Origin of the sequence: Aequorivita xiaoshiensis (assembly GCF_022008395.1) — a bacterium.
Taxonomy (GTDB): domain Bacteria; phylum Bacteroidota; class Bacteroidia; order Flavobacteriales; family Flavobacteriaceae; genus Aequorivita; species Aequorivita xiaoshiensis.
The window spans coordinates 95,977-110,197 of sequence record NZ_JAIRBB010000007.1; the positions used below are offsets into that span (position 1 = coordinate 95,977).

Annotated in this window: 14 protein-coding genes, 1 tRNA gene and 1 pseudogene; 7 read left to right on the forward strand and 9 right to left on the reverse strand. The window is 33.9% G+C overall.

Annotated features, from left to right (window positions below; genetic code table 11):
* Positions 1–62 precede the first annotated feature (62 nt).
* The gene (locus K8344_RS09470) at positions 63–1,304 is read right to left on the reverse strand and encodes an ABC transporter permease (RefSeq protein ID WP_237608460.1); all 1,242 of its coding nucleotides are present in this window, start codon (positions 1,302–1,304) and stop codon (positions 63–65) included.
* Positions 1,305–1,511: 207 nt separating this feature from the next.
* On the opposite strand from K8344_RS09470, the gene hisS reads away from it, so the two are divergent.
* Both hisS and K8344_RS09480 read left to right on the forward strand, forming a co-directional pair.
* Positions 1,512–2,879 (forward strand): histidine--tRNA ligase, encoded by a 1,368-nt coding sequence (gene hisS / locus K8344_RS09475; RefSeq protein ID WP_262913419.1) that lies wholly within the window; start codon positions 1,512–1,514, stop codon positions 2,877–2,879.
* A gap of 303 nt (positions 2,880–3,182) precedes the next feature.
* The gene (locus K8344_RS09480) at positions 3,183–3,917 is read left to right on the forward strand and encodes a flavodoxin family protein (RefSeq protein WP_237608461.1); all 735 of its coding nucleotides are present in this window, start codon (positions 3,183–3,185) and stop codon (positions 3,915–3,917) included.
* Positions 3,918–3,937: 20 nt separating this feature from the next.
* Here the strand turns inward: K8344_RS09480 and K8344_RS09485 are convergent, their stop codons facing one another.
* Positions 3,938–4,666 carry an SOS response-associated peptidase gene (locus K8344_RS09485; protein WP_237608462.1) on the reverse strand — a complete coding sequence of 243 codons (729 nt, stop codon included), beginning with the start codon at positions 4,664–4,666 and terminating at the stop codon, positions 3,938–3,940.
* A gap of 154 nt (positions 4,667–4,820) precedes the next feature.
* A tRNA-Met gene (locus K8344_RS09490) sits at positions 4,821–4,894 on the reverse strand.
* Positions 4,895–5,089: 195 nt separating this feature from the next.
* Here K8344_RS09490 and K8344_RS09495 point away from each other — a divergent pair.
* Together K8344_RS09495 and K8344_RS09500 are read left to right on the forward strand one after the other, a co-directional pair.
* On the forward strand, positions 5,090–5,476 hold the full coding sequence (locus K8344_RS09495) for an START-like domain-containing protein (RefSeq protein WP_237608463.1): 387 nt from the start codon (positions 5,090–5,092) through the stop codon (positions 5,474–5,476).
* Between the two features lie 55 nt (positions 5,477–5,531).
* Positions 5,532–6,377, forward strand: coding sequence for an aminotransferase class IV (locus K8344_RS09500; protein ID WP_237608464.1), 846 nt, complete (start codon positions 5,532–5,534; stop codon positions 6,375–6,377).
* Here K8344_RS09500 and K8344_RS09505 read toward each other — a convergent pair.
* The 5 genes and pseudogenes from K8344_RS09505 to K8344_RS09525 form a co-directional block, all read right to left on the reverse strand.
* Positions 6,374–6,934, reverse strand: coding sequence for a YqgE/AlgH family protein (locus K8344_RS09505; protein ID WP_237608465.1), 561 nt, complete (start codon positions 6,932–6,934; stop codon positions 6,374–6,376). The genes K8344_RS09500 and K8344_RS09505 overlap by 4 nt on opposite strands.
* A 205-nt stretch (positions 6,935–7,139) precedes the next feature.
* Positions 7,140–7,424, reverse strand: a pseudogene (locus tag K8344_RS09510) (HU family DNA-binding protein); the annotation flags it as partial.
* 170 nt (positions 7,425–7,594) lie between these two features.
* Complete coding sequence (gene fmt, locus K8344_RS09515; protein WP_237608466.1) at positions 7,595–8,545, reverse strand: methionyl-tRNA formyltransferase; 951 nt, start codon at positions 8,543–8,545, stop codon at positions 7,595–7,597.
* A gap of 102 nt (positions 8,546–8,647) precedes the next feature.
* On the reverse strand, positions 8,648–10,546 hold the full coding sequence (locus tag K8344_RS09520; RefSeq protein ID WP_237608467.1) for a RecQ family ATP-dependent DNA helicase: 1,899 nt from the start codon (positions 10,544–10,546) through the stop codon (positions 8,648–8,650).
* Positions 10,547–10,623: 77 nt separating this feature from the next.
* Positions 10,624–11,163, reverse strand: coding sequence for an AAA family ATPase (locus K8344_RS09525; protein WP_237608468.1), 540 nt, complete (start codon positions 11,161–11,163; stop codon positions 10,624–10,626).
* Between the two features lie 85 nt (positions 11,164–11,248).
* On the opposite strand from K8344_RS09525, the gene K8344_RS09530 reads away from it, so the two are divergent.
* The 3 genes from K8344_RS09530 to murA all read left to right on the forward strand — a co-directional run bounded on the left by K8344_RS09530 (position 11,249) and on the right by murA (position 13,608).
* Positions 11,249–11,539, forward strand: a complete 291-nt coding sequence (locus tag K8344_RS09530) for a DUF493 family protein (protein WP_237608469.1) — start codon at positions 11,249–11,251, stop codon at positions 11,537–11,539.
* A 75-nt stretch (positions 11,540–11,614) separates the two neighbouring features.
* The gene (locus K8344_RS09535; protein WP_237608470.1) at positions 11,615–12,274 is read left to right on the forward strand and encodes a DUF4290 domain-containing protein; all 660 of its coding nucleotides are present in this window, start codon (positions 11,615–11,617) and stop codon (positions 12,272–12,274) included.
* Between the two features lie 17 nt (positions 12,275–12,291).
* Positions 12,292–13,608, forward strand: a complete 1,317-nt coding sequence (gene murA / locus K8344_RS09540; protein WP_237608471.1) for a UDP-N-acetylglucosamine 1-carboxyvinyltransferase — start codon at positions 12,292–12,294, stop codon at positions 13,606–13,608.
* Here murA and K8344_RS09545 read toward each other — a convergent pair.
* Positions 13,605–14,192 carry a hypothetical protein gene (locus K8344_RS09545; protein ID WP_237608472.1) on the reverse strand — a complete coding sequence of 196 codons (588 nt, stop codon included), beginning with the start codon at positions 14,190–14,192 and terminating at the stop codon, positions 13,605–13,607. The genes murA and K8344_RS09545 overlap by 4 nt on opposite strands.
* Positions 14,193–14,221: the final 29 nt, after the last annotated feature.

Below are 14,221 nucleotides of genomic sequence, written 5' to 3' on the forward strand. Positions count from 1 at the left end.
AAGCTCCAAATTTCAGAAGTTTGATTTTGAGATTTGGAGCTTTTCTTATTTTAGGGTTTTACTTATTCATATCTTAAACTCTCAATAGGATCTAAACGTGCAGCTTTTGAAGCAGGGTAGGAGCCTGCAATAACAGCTACTATAAAGGTTATTATTGTAGCCCAAATCATTGCAGTCCAAGGTAAGGTAAAATCAAAATCGAAAGCCTTTGCAAAGCCATATCCGGTTAGGATTCCGAGAATAATCCCGAGAATACTTCCAAACTGACCAATTACTATAGTCTCCATAAAGAACTGAGTAGAAATTGTTGATCGTTTGGCTCCTAATGCCTTACGGACACCAATTTCCCGAGTACGCTCAGTTACAGATACGAGCATAATATTCATCAGAGCTATTGACGACCCCAATATTGTGATGATACTTATTATCCATGCGGCAATTTCTAAATACCCCGTCATGGTTGCAATCCTATTTATTAAATCGTCACTGCGCTCAAGACCGAAGTTGTTTTCTTCCACTGGACTAAGTCCGCGTATGTTTCTGAAAGTAATTATTGCTTCATCTTGAGCTGCTTCCATATACTGTTTGTCGCCAACCATTACACTAATATTGTAATTAATGTTAGGCTGAGTGTACATACTCCGAGCAACTTGAACGGGTATCAAAACCCTTAAATCTTGATTATTACCAAATGTAGAGCCTTTAGATTCTAATAAGCCTATAACTTTAAACTTAACTCCACGTATGCTAATTGTTTTATTAATAGGGTTTTCATTCTTAAAAAGACTTTTCATAAAATCGGAACCTATGATACACACCTTATTGTTGTTTTCAACATCAAAAAATGTAAAATTTCTTCCTTTTTCTATTTCTGTACCTGAGGTTTCAAGATAGTTTTCGTTAATGCCATAAACTCTTACTTCTGGATCTGTCTTTTCTGAGCCAAATTTTACCTCGGCGCCGGCGGTACCTAAAAATGAAAGCGAAGTTTTTGTATGTGGGAATTCATATTTATTTAAAAATTCACGAACGTTGTTGTAGCTAATTATAGGATTTACCTTTTCGCGTTCGCCGCTTCTATTGCTTTGTACTTCAAATTCGTATCGTTGAATATTGAAAGTATTGGCACCCATAGAGGCAAAATTGCCAGATATGGTGTTTTCCAATGCCTTTACGGCGCTTAAAATGCCTACAAGGGCCCAAATACCAATACCGATAATTACGATAGTTAATATTGTTCTAAGCAGCTGACCTTTAATAGAGCCAAGTGCAATTCGAACATTTTCCCAAAAGAGTGAAAACATATTTTTAGTTTGAGTTTCTCATTAGACGGCAAAAGTTGGATAAAGTTACTATTATTTAAGATATTTGCTTCTTTAAGTTATGAGTTATGAGTTATGAGGTATGAGTTATAAGTTTGGTTGTTTGTTTAAAATTCTCACCATCTTTCTCTTTATTCTTTTATCTCTTTTCTCTTCTCTTTTTTTAAAATCTAAAATCTATAATCTATTTTGAAACCGTCTATTCCAAAAGGTACTCGCGATTTTACTCCTGAAGAAGTATCTAAACGTAACTATATTACTAATACTATAAAAGAAATATTTTCTCTTTATGGTTTTCAGCCTATTGAAACCCCATCATTTGAAAACAGTGATACCTTAATGGGGAAATATGGTGAAGAAGGAGATCGTTTAATTTTCAAAATTCTTAATAGTGGAGATTACCTTTCAAAAGTAGACGATGCGCTTTATTCTGAAAAAAATAGCATTAAAATGACGGCTAAGATTTCTGAAAAAGCCTTGCGTTATGATCTTACAGTTCCATTTGCTCGCTATGTTGTTCAACATCAAAACGAAATTACTTTTCCTTTTAAACGTTACCAAATTCAACCTGTATGGCGTGCAGATAGGCCTCAAAAAGGACGGTTTCGCGAATTTTATCAGTGCGATGCAGATGTTGTAGGTTCAAAATCGCTTTGGCAAGAAGTGGAGTTTGTACAGCTCTATGATGCTGTTTACACCAAACTTGGACTAAAAGGAGTAAATATTAAAATAAACAATCGTAAGGTTTTAAGCGGTATAGCAGAAACTATTGGTGCAGAAGATAAACTGATAGATTTCACTGTGGCTTTAGATAAACTTGACAAAATAGGGGAGGAAGGCGTAAAAAAAGAAATGCGTGAAAAAGGAATTTCTGAAGAAGCCTTAAACAAATTGCAACCCTTATTTTCTTTCTCAGGAAACAATGATGAAAATTTAACATCCCTAAGCGTAATGCTGTCTGAATCTGAAACAGGAATGCAAGGAGTGGAAGAGTTACAGTTTATCACAAGAAATATTGAAACGCTCGGTTTAAAGTCTGCTTCATTACAGATAGATGTAACCTTAGCGCGTGGTTTAAACTATTACACAGGTGCTATCTTAGAAGTAGCAGCTCCCAAAGAAGTGAAAATGGGAAGTATAGGCGGTGGCGGAAGATACGATGATCTTACCGGGATATTTGGCTTAAAAGACATGAGTGGGATGGGAATTTCTTTTGGTTTGGATAGAACTTATCTTGTGCTTGAAGAGTTAAATCTTTTTCCAGAAACCATTTCTGAAAATAGTAGAGCGCTTTTCCTAAACTTTGGTGAAAAAGAAGCGTTGTATGCCATGAAAACAATTTCAAAATTGCGTAGTGCTAATCTAAAAGCTGAGTTATACCCAGATTCGGCAAAAATGGGAAAACAGATGGGGTACGCCGATAAGCGCAATATCCCATTTACAATCTTAGCAGGTGAAAAGGAAATGGAAGCTGAAGCCTTTACCCTTAAAAACATGAAAACAGGAGAACAAACTATGATGAATTATTCGGAACTAGAAAGTTTTTTAGCAGAATAGATTAATACTACTTTACGTAGGTATATCAACAATCCCACTGAAATTTTATTCAGCGGGATTTTTGGTTTTTATAAATATTATAATTCATGGTGCCGAAGATTAGTTCTAATACTTATTAGCAAAACTCACTGATAGCTATCTAATCTATATCCCATAACGCATACTTTTGCTGGTAAAAATTCTTAGAATTATTTTCCAAATGTTTGAATGTTATTTAAAGTTTTAGATAGTGGAATTTCTATGATGTCATGCTAATTTAAAAAACATGTTGTAACTTATAACAGAATCAATTAAAGCTGTTTTATGAAATCTCCAGACTTTACCAATTTGAGTGCGATTTATGTAAATTGTACACTAAAAAAAACTCCAGAACCTAGTCATACTGATTCATTAATAAATGTTTCAAAACAAATAATGACAAAGGAAAAGGTTAAAATAGATGAAATAAGATTGGTAGATTTTGAAGTTGCCTCTGGGGTGTATCCTGATATGACGGAACATAATTGGGATAAAGATGACTGGCCAATGTTGTTTAAAAGAATCATTAATGCAGATATTCTTATCGTAGGTACACCAATATGGCTGGGAGAAAAATCTTCAATAGCACAAAAACTTATTGAAAGACTTTACGCTATGAGTGGTCAAACCAATGATAAAGGTCAATACTTGTTTTATGGAAAGGTTGGTGGGTGTGTAGTTACAGGCAATGAAGATGGTATAAAACATTGTGCAATGGGAATACTGTATTCACTCCAACATATAGGGTATTCTATACCTCCGCAAGCCGACTGTGGATGGATAGGAGAGGTAGGTCCCGGGCCTAGTTATGGAGATACCGAATGGCAGGGTAAAAAACTGAAGCAACCCGTGGGTTTTGAAAACGATTTTACCAATAGGAATACTACTTTTATGACTTATAATCTACTTCACCTAGCTTCAATGTTAAAATCGAATAATGGTTACTCTAACTATGGAAATTCTAGAAATGATTGGGATGATGGGGTACGTTGGGAGTTTAAGAACCCTGAATATCGCTAGTATTAGAAAAGAATATTTTTTTAAAACAATAGATTTGGGGGCGGAACCTCCTCAATAATATAGGGTTTATTTGTGTTTAAATTCCGTTTATAAAGATCTGTGCTTACAGGATGAGCCTTAAATTCCTTTGATGTAAAGCCGTTTTTAATTAATTCTAATACATTTCCTTCACTTAAATCAGGATTAAACCATTCGCTGTACAATCCTTCATCAAGTACAAAAGGTTGTCTTTTTTTGATATTGTGAACCTCAGTAAAGAAAGAATTCGCTTCCATAGTAAGTATGGAGCAGGTAAATTGATTTGTTTCATTATTTACTTCAGAATAAATCCCACCAAATACAAACAAATCACGGTTATCTTTATATTTATCGGTTGGGATATAACAGAAGTAAGGAATAGAGTTTCCTGCAGTTTTATGCGGCTCAAAAAAACCATCGGCTATAATTAGGCAGCGGTTCTCGAAAGCAGCTTCTTTGGATACCCCTTGAAATAGGGTTTCAGACTTTATATTTAAGGTGTTGTATTTTTTTCTAAACGCTGTGATATCTCTTATTCCCCAACTAGGTACATATCCCCATTCAGCCGGATAAATAGTGTTAGGTTCATTCATTTTAACAATTTGAAGATTGGGATTAGTAAACCCAGAGCGATGGTAGTAAATCTCGTATTGTTCGGGATTAGCAAAGTCTTTTTTAAAGTTTTCTTTTACTTCCTTTTTCTTTTTTGTGAGGGCGGTTTCGTAGCACATTATAGATAGGTGTGATTTTAAGAATTATCATTTAGAATAGTTTGTTCCAAATCGTATCCAATTCTGTGCTCTAAGGTACTAAATCCAAAAGTCGATTTCATAAAAAAACGGTTAGAAATAAATCTAACCGTTTAAATTTGAGTATTAACCTCTGTAGCGAGATCGGGACTTGAACCCGAGGCCTCCGGGTTATGAATCCGACGCTCTAACCAGCTGAGCTACCTCGCCATTTTAGATTTTAATCTAAATTTGCTACAGCCAAAAGGCCTAAGCGGCTGCAAAGATAGTAACAAAATAAACTGACGCAAATTTTATCTCAAATTTATTTCATTTTTTTTATAACTTAATCTTATAAATTTTTTAAACGAATATTTCGGGATTATAATTAATATATATATATTGGGCAGCAACAAATATAGTGCTATGGAAGACAAAATTAAATATGAAATGGAATTCCCTATTCAGGTATCTCCACCATTATTATATCAATATATTTCAACACCTTCTGGGTTATCAGAATGGTACGCAGACAACGTAAACTCACGTGGAGAATTCTATACTTTTATTTGGGAAGGTAGCGAGGAGAAGGCTAAGTTACTAAGCAAAAAAAGCCCTGAACGCATTAAATTTAGATGGTTGGAAGATGAAGGGGAGGAGTTTTATTTCGAACTTAGAATACAAGTTGACGAAATTACTAAAGACGTTTCGCTTATGATAACAGACTACGCTGAAGAAGATGAAATAGAAGAAGGAAAAATGCTTTGGGAAAATATGGTTTCAAACCTTAAACAGATTTTAGGATCTGCTTAAAACCGCAATAAATATATTATTTTAGAACCGTCTTATAGCTAAGACGGTTTTTTATATGATAAACTTAAATGGTAAAATAGTAAAAGAACATGATGCCTCTATTACAATTAATAATAGAGGCTTGCATTATGGTGATGCTGTTTTTGAAACTATGCGTTATGGAAATGAAAAGATTTACTTTTGGAATGACCATTTTCTACGTTTAAAATCGTCATTGAAAATTCTGAAATTGGAAGGTGCAGAAAATTTTTCTAGCAACTTTCTTAAACAAGAAATTTCAAGAACTATAGCTGCACAGGCATCTATAAACTCCTCATATAGAGTAAAGTTATTAGTTTGGCGTAAGACTGGAGGAAAATACACGCCTTTTAGCAATGAGGTTGAATATGCAATTATGGCTGAACCATTAGCTTCACAAATGTATCCATCGAATACTGCAGCATATATAATAGGGGCTTATGACGAACACTTAGTTTCCTCAGGAGAGCTTTCCACTTTAAAATCGAACAATAGATTAATTAATGTTTTAGGTAGTGTTTTTGCTAAGGATAATGGTTTTGATAACTGTTTTCTTTTAAACGAAAAGAATAATGTGGTAGAGGCTTTAAACGGTAATTTATTTATTGTTTCAGGGAAAACTATTATAACTCCTCCAATCCATGAAGGATGTTTAAATGGTGTAATGCGAAAGCAACTTATTGCTATTGTACAAAGCAACACAGAATATTTGATAAAAGAAACGTCTATTTCGGTTATGGATTTACATAACGCAGACGAAATTTTTATAACCAATGTTATTCAAGGAATTGTTCCTGTATCTAGGTATAAGGAAGAGATTTTTGAAGATAAAGTTGCAAAAGTTTTATTGCAAAAATTGAATGAATGGGTAACAACTAATTAGTTGTAAGTAGGGTTTTCTGGAGCGTTAGACCATAAAATATAATCGCCTCCAAGTTCGATCATTTTTTGTTTCCAAAAATTGGCTTTGGTTTTTCCTATTATCTCACTGTTGTAAGTATTTGGGACTACCACCCAACTATGTACTTCTAACTCCTGGTCTAATTGGTCGGCCTCCCATCCTGAATATCCTAAGAAGAAACGGATTTGATTTTCGTTTAATTTATCTTCTTTAAGTAAATCTAAGATTGCATTAAAATCGCCACCCCAATAAATGCCTTTCGAAATTTCTATACTTTCCGGAATAATGTCTGGAATACTATGAATAAAATAAAGGTTGTCTTGTTCTACAGGTCCGCCATTGTAAACGGTGAGCTTAGATTTAATTTCTGGGATAAAGTCTCTAAGCTTGTGTTTTAATGGCTTGTTGAGAATAAAACCAACAGAACCCGATTCATTGTACTCTGCCAATAAAACGACAGAACGATTGAAGGAAACGTCACCTATAATAGATGGTTCCGCAATTAATAGATGGCCTTTTTCGGGTTTAATTATGGTCATTAGTTTTTATTTGGTTTATTAAAGCTAAGTAATTAATTTAAGAATGCCAAAAATTTAATCAAACCAAAGTATAATTATGATTAACTCATTATTATTCATAAAAAAGAATGAATTACTAATAAACTATAAATCAGACCAATAAAAAAACCTTCTTATCAAATAAATTGAAAAGAAGGTTTTAAATTTTGTAAAGTATTTTTTACAATTAATTTACGCTATTTTGTAAATCAGAACCAGCTTTAAATTTTACTACGTTTTTAGCAGCAATTTTGATGGTTTTTCCTGTTTGAGGGTTTCTTCCTTCTCTAGCAGCTCTTTTTGAAACTGACCAAGAACCGAATCCTACAAGAGATACACGGTTACCTTTCTTAAGTGAGTTTTGAACATTTTCTAAGAAAGATTCTAAAGATTTCTTAGCAGCAGCTTTAGTGATTCCGGCATCTTCTGCCATTGCATCGATTAAATCAGATTTATTCATAATTTTTTTTAAATTAAATTGTTGGTTAAACTTCGATTAATTGCTCTACAAATTTAAAAGGATTATCCGTTCAAGCAAGTAACCACGCAGTAAATCCACTATATTGTTAATAACTTTGGTCGATTGTTAATAAACTTGATTGTTTTTAATTAAAATTTAATCAAATCAGTGTTTACGAGGGTTTACGACAGTTTTGAATTTGCATCGAATGAATAACCATTTAAAAGTGATGCACTATCCATTTTTCGCTTTCCAGGAAGCTGTAACTCCTTCACTAAAATGTAACCATCACTACAAGCAACTTTTATTTCCTTTTTTGTGGTTTCAATTTTTCCTGACTCTTGATTGTGATCTGCGTTTTCGTATTTGGCTGAGTATAGCTTAGCTTTTAGCTCTTCATTATTATTATGTAATACAGACCAAGCAACAGGATAGGGGGAAAGACCTCTAATAAATGCTTCAATTTCTTTCCCTGGTTTGTTCCAATCTATTTGAGTGTTTTCTGGTGTGAGCTTTGGTGCCTCTTTAAGGTCGCTATTGTTAGATTGCTTTTTTGGATTAACATTACCCTTTTCTATTAAGGTAAGCGTTTCTAAAACTAGTTTACCTCCTACATCCATTAATTTATCGTGAAGAGTTTCGGCGTTTTCATCATCCACTATATCAACTTCACTATTTGCTATTATTGCTCCAGTATCGATTTTCTCATCTATAAAGAAGGTGGTTACACCTGTTTTCTTTTCACCATTAATAATGGCCCAATTAATTGGCGCAGCTCCTCTGTATTGCGGTAAAAGTGATGCGTGAAGATTAAAAGTGCCCAATTCAGGCATTTGCCAAACAACTTTTGGAAGCATTCTAAAAGCAACAACTACTTGAAGATTTGCTTGTAGTTCTTCAAGTTCATTTAAAAAATCTTTGTCCTTTAAATTAGTGGGCTGTAGAACCTTCAATCCTTTTGAAACAGCATAGTTTTTTACTGCCGACCCCATTAGTTTTCGTCCTCTTCCAGCAGGTTTATCTGCTGCCGTAACTACACCAACGATGTTTCTTCCTGCTTCAACCATTTTTTTTAAAACTCCAACCGCAAAATCTGGAGTTCCCATAAATACTATTCTTAAATCTTTTGGCATTTTTAAATCTCTATAATAAGTTTAATGACGTAATTATATATAAAGAAGATATCTAAAAAACTCCAATAGGATGTTCTAGATATTTTAATTATAAAGTCAAAATTAAGGTATGTAATATTCGTTTTTAGTACTCACTTTTATCTTTTCAGCATCCAGTAATATTCGGATTACTTTTAAAACAGTGTCTTCTGCAAAAGTAAGTTTTTCTGTTATTTCACGCGAACTTAAATCATTTCCTTCAAGCAAAGCTAGTATTTGTACAGCAATGTTTTTTAATTCTTTGTTAGAAGCTTGTGGCGAGGATAAATTACAATTTGAGCAAATTCCACATTCTTCTGAGGTTGTTTCCCCAAAGTATTTTACTAATTGAACACTCCGACAGGTTTTTGTGTCGCTTATATAATTTAACACCGAATTTACCTGAGCGGTCTTTTTTCTATTTAAAGCTTCTACATCCCGTGAGATAACGTTAATAGTTTTATCATCTTCTCTTGGAACGAGGAAAGTAAGAGTAGCATCGGTAATTTGTAAAGACAATTCTACCACTTGATCGCGTTCTAACTTTTTTAAAGTTGAAATAACAGTATCGATAGATTGCCCAGTTTTTGATGAAATAAGTTCTAAATTAATGGAAGTAGGCATTTCAAAAACTCCACCGTAAATTCTTAAAATCGTTTTCCCAATTATTGAAGATGTGATGTCTTTGTCAAAATAGCTTAATAAACGCTCTGAAGAAATTAAAAACTGAATGGTGGATTTTCGTCCAAATTCTTGTGATAGTTGAATAATACCTAATCGGTCTAAATTGTTTAAAGCATTATACGCAAGAAGAGGGTTGATGTTATAAGTTTTACAGAACTCCGAAAACTCAAAGTTGTGCTTTGTGAACTCTCCTTCACCATAAGATATCTGGAAAAAATTGTTGAGTTTCCGATATATCTTTTTTAAATCTGCTGCGGAAGGAAGTGATTCTATAAATTGTTTTTGTACCTGTATTTTATCGGAATCATTATAGAGTAAAACTGCTGTTGCAAGCTTACCATCGCGTCCCGCACGACCTGCTTCTTGAAAATAGCTTTCAATGCTTTCTGGAATTTGTAAGTGAATTACATAGCGAACATTGGGTTGGTCTATCCCCATTCCAAAGGCATTTGTCGCTACCATAGTCGACACTTCACCTCGTCGCCAAGATTGAAGTTTTTTAGCTTTTTCCTTAGTGGAAACTCCTCCGTGATAATATGTTGCAGTGATTCCTAAGCTATTTAGTTGTTCGCTTATTTCAATAGTTCCTTTTCGGTTTCTGACGTAAACAATTGCTGAGCCAGTATTGCTCTTTAAAAATTGCTCTGCCTTATAAAGTTTATCTTCTTCTTTATAAACCTGATAGGAAAGATTTTTTCTTACAAATGAGTTTTTAAATATCTCAGGTTGTTCGAGTTTTAATTCTGCTATAGTATCCTTTAAAACCTCTGTTGTCGCTGTTGCAGTAAGTGCAATAATAGGAGTTAAAGGATGTATTTCACGAAGAATTGTTATGTTTTTGTAGGCAGGTCTAAAATCGTTTCCCCATTGCGATATACAGTGCGCTTCATCAATAGCAATTAGGTTCACATTCATTTGCCTGATGTAATTCTGAACTACTTCCTGTTGCAGCCTTTCAGGAGAAAGATATAGAAACTTATATTTTCCATAAAGGGCGTTGTCTAAAAGTGTATTCAATTCAGAAAATGAAATTCCCCCCGTTAGGTTTAATGCTTTTATACCGCGTTCCTTCAGTGAATTTACTTGATCTCCCATTAGTGCTACCAAGGGAGAAACTACGATACATATTCCTTCCATGGCCATTGCTGGAACTTGGAAGCATATAGATTTTCCCCCGCCAGTAGGTAACAAAGCCACGGTATCCCTTCCATTTATTACCGAATTAATTATATCTTCCTGCTTTGGTCTAAAGGAAGTATAACCCCAATATTTTTCTAAGATGTCGTGGACATTTGTCAAATTGACGAAGTTTATTATGTACTAAGTTATAAATAACTATTTATATATGTGAGGAATAAAGATTTTACTTTAAATACCTATTCGTTTAAGCTTCTAAGAATGTAGTGAGCGCGATCTTCAATTGACCCTACTGGTACTTCGTGAATTTTATAACCGAAACTAGTGTAACCTTTTTTTAGAAATTGAAATATTTCTTCGGCTTGGTCAAAAGACTCATAGCGTTCGTTGTCTTGTTTATAGATTTGTTTCCAAGGTGGTAATAAAAAAACTTCATCGTATCGGTGTTCAATACAGGCTTTTGAAAATGATTCAGGGTATTCGGTATTTACAAAATCCATATAAGCAGTCACATCTGGCATACCGCGATCGTAGAAAAGAATTTTGTCAGCACAGTCATTTCCTTCTAGGTACTGCTTTAATCTTCCCTCTAACAGTTTTTGGCTAAATAGGATGGGTTTTTCCAAAAAAAGTTGATCAATACCCTCTTTTTGAGCTTGAATTGTAACTTCTCGGGAGATTTCTTCTTTTACTTTATATCCCTTATCTTCTAAATACTTTATCAAAGAGGTTTTTCCGGAGCCTGGCCCACCAGTAATTACAATTCTTCTTGTTTTCAAAAGTTATAATTTTATACAAAGTAAGTAAATAATTATTTGTGGTGAAAGTGTATCTTTGCAGTTCACCCAACTACTTACTATATAAATGAGTCAAGATAAAAAGACTACAGAGTTTTACGAACGTTTAAAAGAGCAACTTAAAGAAGACACTACTTGGCCTTCACCATACCTCTATAAATTTGTAGTACCTGCAAATCTTGAAAAGATAGCAGAAATACGTGCGGTTTTTGATAAAACTGATGCTGCGATTAACACAAGAGATTCTTCAAAAGGCACGTATACAAGTATATCGATAAGAGTTACTATGTCTTCACCAGAAGAAGTTGTAGAAAAATATCTTGAAGTTTCTAAGGTTGAAGGTGTAATTTCACTTTAATTTTTAGTAATTTGCAAGTGAAATGATTTTTCAATCTTTCCAAGTAAAATAATTCTCTCCCCTAATATTAAAAATTTGATACAAGAAGTTTCACAGATAGAGTATAATACAGAGCGTCCAAAATTAATAATACCTGAATACGGTCGCCATATACAGAAAATGGTCGATCAGGCTATTGCTACCGAAGACAAAGAAGAACGCAATAAAATGGCAAAAAGTATAATTGCTGTTATGGGTAATTTAAACCCTCACCTTCGCGATGTTCCAGATTTTCAACCGATGCTGTGGGATCAACTCTTTATAATGTCTGATTTTAAATTAGATGTTGATTCTCCATATCCAATTCCTTCCAGAGAGGAGTTATTGGAAAGACCAGAACCTTTAAGTTATCCGCAGAATCATCCAAAGTACCGATTCTACGGGAACAATATTAAAAGGATGATAGATGTTGCTAACAGCTGGGAAGATGGGGATAAAAAAGATGGTTTAATCATAACTATCGCAAACCACATGAAAAAGTGTTTCCTTAATTGGAATAAAGACACTGTTGAAGATGATGTGATTTTCGGACACCTTTTTGAGCTTTCAGAAGGGAAAATCAATCTTAAAAATAGTGATGAAGACTTAAGCGATGCATCAAACTTACTAAAAGTTAAAAAGCGCTATTCATCTTCAAGTTCAAATAAGAAAAACTACAAATCGAATTCTAATAATCGCAACCGAAAGCGTCACTAAATTTCCAATCTTTATTTATGGGTAGTTTCCAAATAGAAGGTGGGCATAAACTAAAGGGCGAAATAACCCCTCAAGGTGCCAAAAATGAAGCCTTACAAATTCTTTGTGCAGTATTATTAACTCCTGAAAAAGTTATTATTGAGAATATTCCAGATATTCTAGATGTTAATAAGCTTATACAGATACTTGGTAATTTAGGAGTAAAAGTTGAAAAACTTGATAAAGGAAAATATTCATTCATTGCAGATGATATTAACCTTAAATACCTAGAGTCTGAACTTTTTAAGCAAGAGGGTAGCTCTCTTCGCGGTTCTATCATGATTGTAGGTCCGCTATTGGCTAGATTTGGAAAAGGATATATTCCGAGACCTGGTGGCGATAAAATAGGAAGAAGACGATTAGATACTCACTTTGATGGGTTTATTAAATTAGGTGCAAAATTTAGGTACAATAGGGAAGAGCGCTTTTATGGAGTAGAAGCTCCAGAAGGTTTAAAGGGAGTTTATATGCTTTTAGACCAAGCTTCAGTTACTGGAACTGCAAATATTATAATGGCTGCAGTTTTGGCTGAAGGAACAACTACAATTTACAACGCTGCTTGTGAACCTTATATACAACAACTTTGTAAGATGCTTGTCTCGATGGGAGCTAAGATTAAAGGTGTTGGTTCAAACTTACTAGAGATTGAAGGGGTAGAAAAACTTGGTGGATGTAATCATCGTGTTTTACCAGATATGATTGAGATTGGTAGTTGGATTGGTCTTGCGGCAATGACAAGAAGTGAAATAACCATTAAAAATGTAAGTTGGGAAAATTTAGGGCTTATTCCTGAAACTTTCCGCAAACTAGGTATTACATTAAATAAGGTAGGGGATGATATTCATATCCCATCGCAAGAAGAATACGAAATTCAAGGTTATATTGACGGTTCTATCCTTACTGTAGCCGATGCACCATGGCCAGGATTTACGCCAGATTTATTGAGTATTGTTCTTGTAATTTGTACTCAAGCAAAAGGAAGTGTGCTTATTCATCAAAAGATGTTTGAAAGCCGCTTGTTTTTTGTAGATAAATTAATAGATATGGGTGCAAAAATTATTCTTTGCGACCCGCATCGTGCAACAGTAATCGGACATAACTTCCAGTCTAATTTAAAGGCAACTACAATGGTTTCGCCAGATATACGCGCAGGAATATCGTTATTAATTGCAGCGCTTTCTGCACAAGGTACAAGCGTTATTCACAACATCGAACAAATAGATCGAGGTTACGAAAATATTGATGAAAGATTAAGAGCTATTGGAGCTAAAATAACAAGAAAGGAAAGTAATTAAACTTTCCTGTTCTTGTTGATTTCGTCTTGAAGTTTTCTACGTAATTTTTGCTCGCGTTCTAAACTATTTCTACGGTTATCTTCTAATTCAATCTCTAATTCAGCCATTTTTAATTGAGCCGCTTTAGTAATTTTATGACTGTTTAAAAATCTATAGAATAAAAAGCCTGAGATTAAAAGCAGAATTCCTATAATAGACCACATAATGGTATTATAGGTGCTTTTGGAAGTAAGTATTCCAAATAATTCGATTCCGTCTTCTTTTTCTTTAGAAGCCGCTAAGTTTTCTTGAACTTGATTTAAGTTTTGAGTTAGTGAGTCAATTTCAGTATTCTGATTTTTTATTTCACTTTCTAAACTTGTAATTTTTTGCTCTAGCGTAGAAACAGAATCTAAAATGTTTCTTTTTAAAGTTGCTAGTTGGGTTTTCTTAATTACCTTGTACTCTTGATAACTGTTACTTTTATCAAAGGCATCGGTCATTTGATTTTTAAGGGTGTTTTTTTCAATTTGAACAGAATCCTGAGCATTTGCGCTTATGCTGAACAGAAATAGTGGAATAGTTAATAATAAAATTTTTTTCATGTCTTTAAGTTTGTTTGCTTGCCTTCATT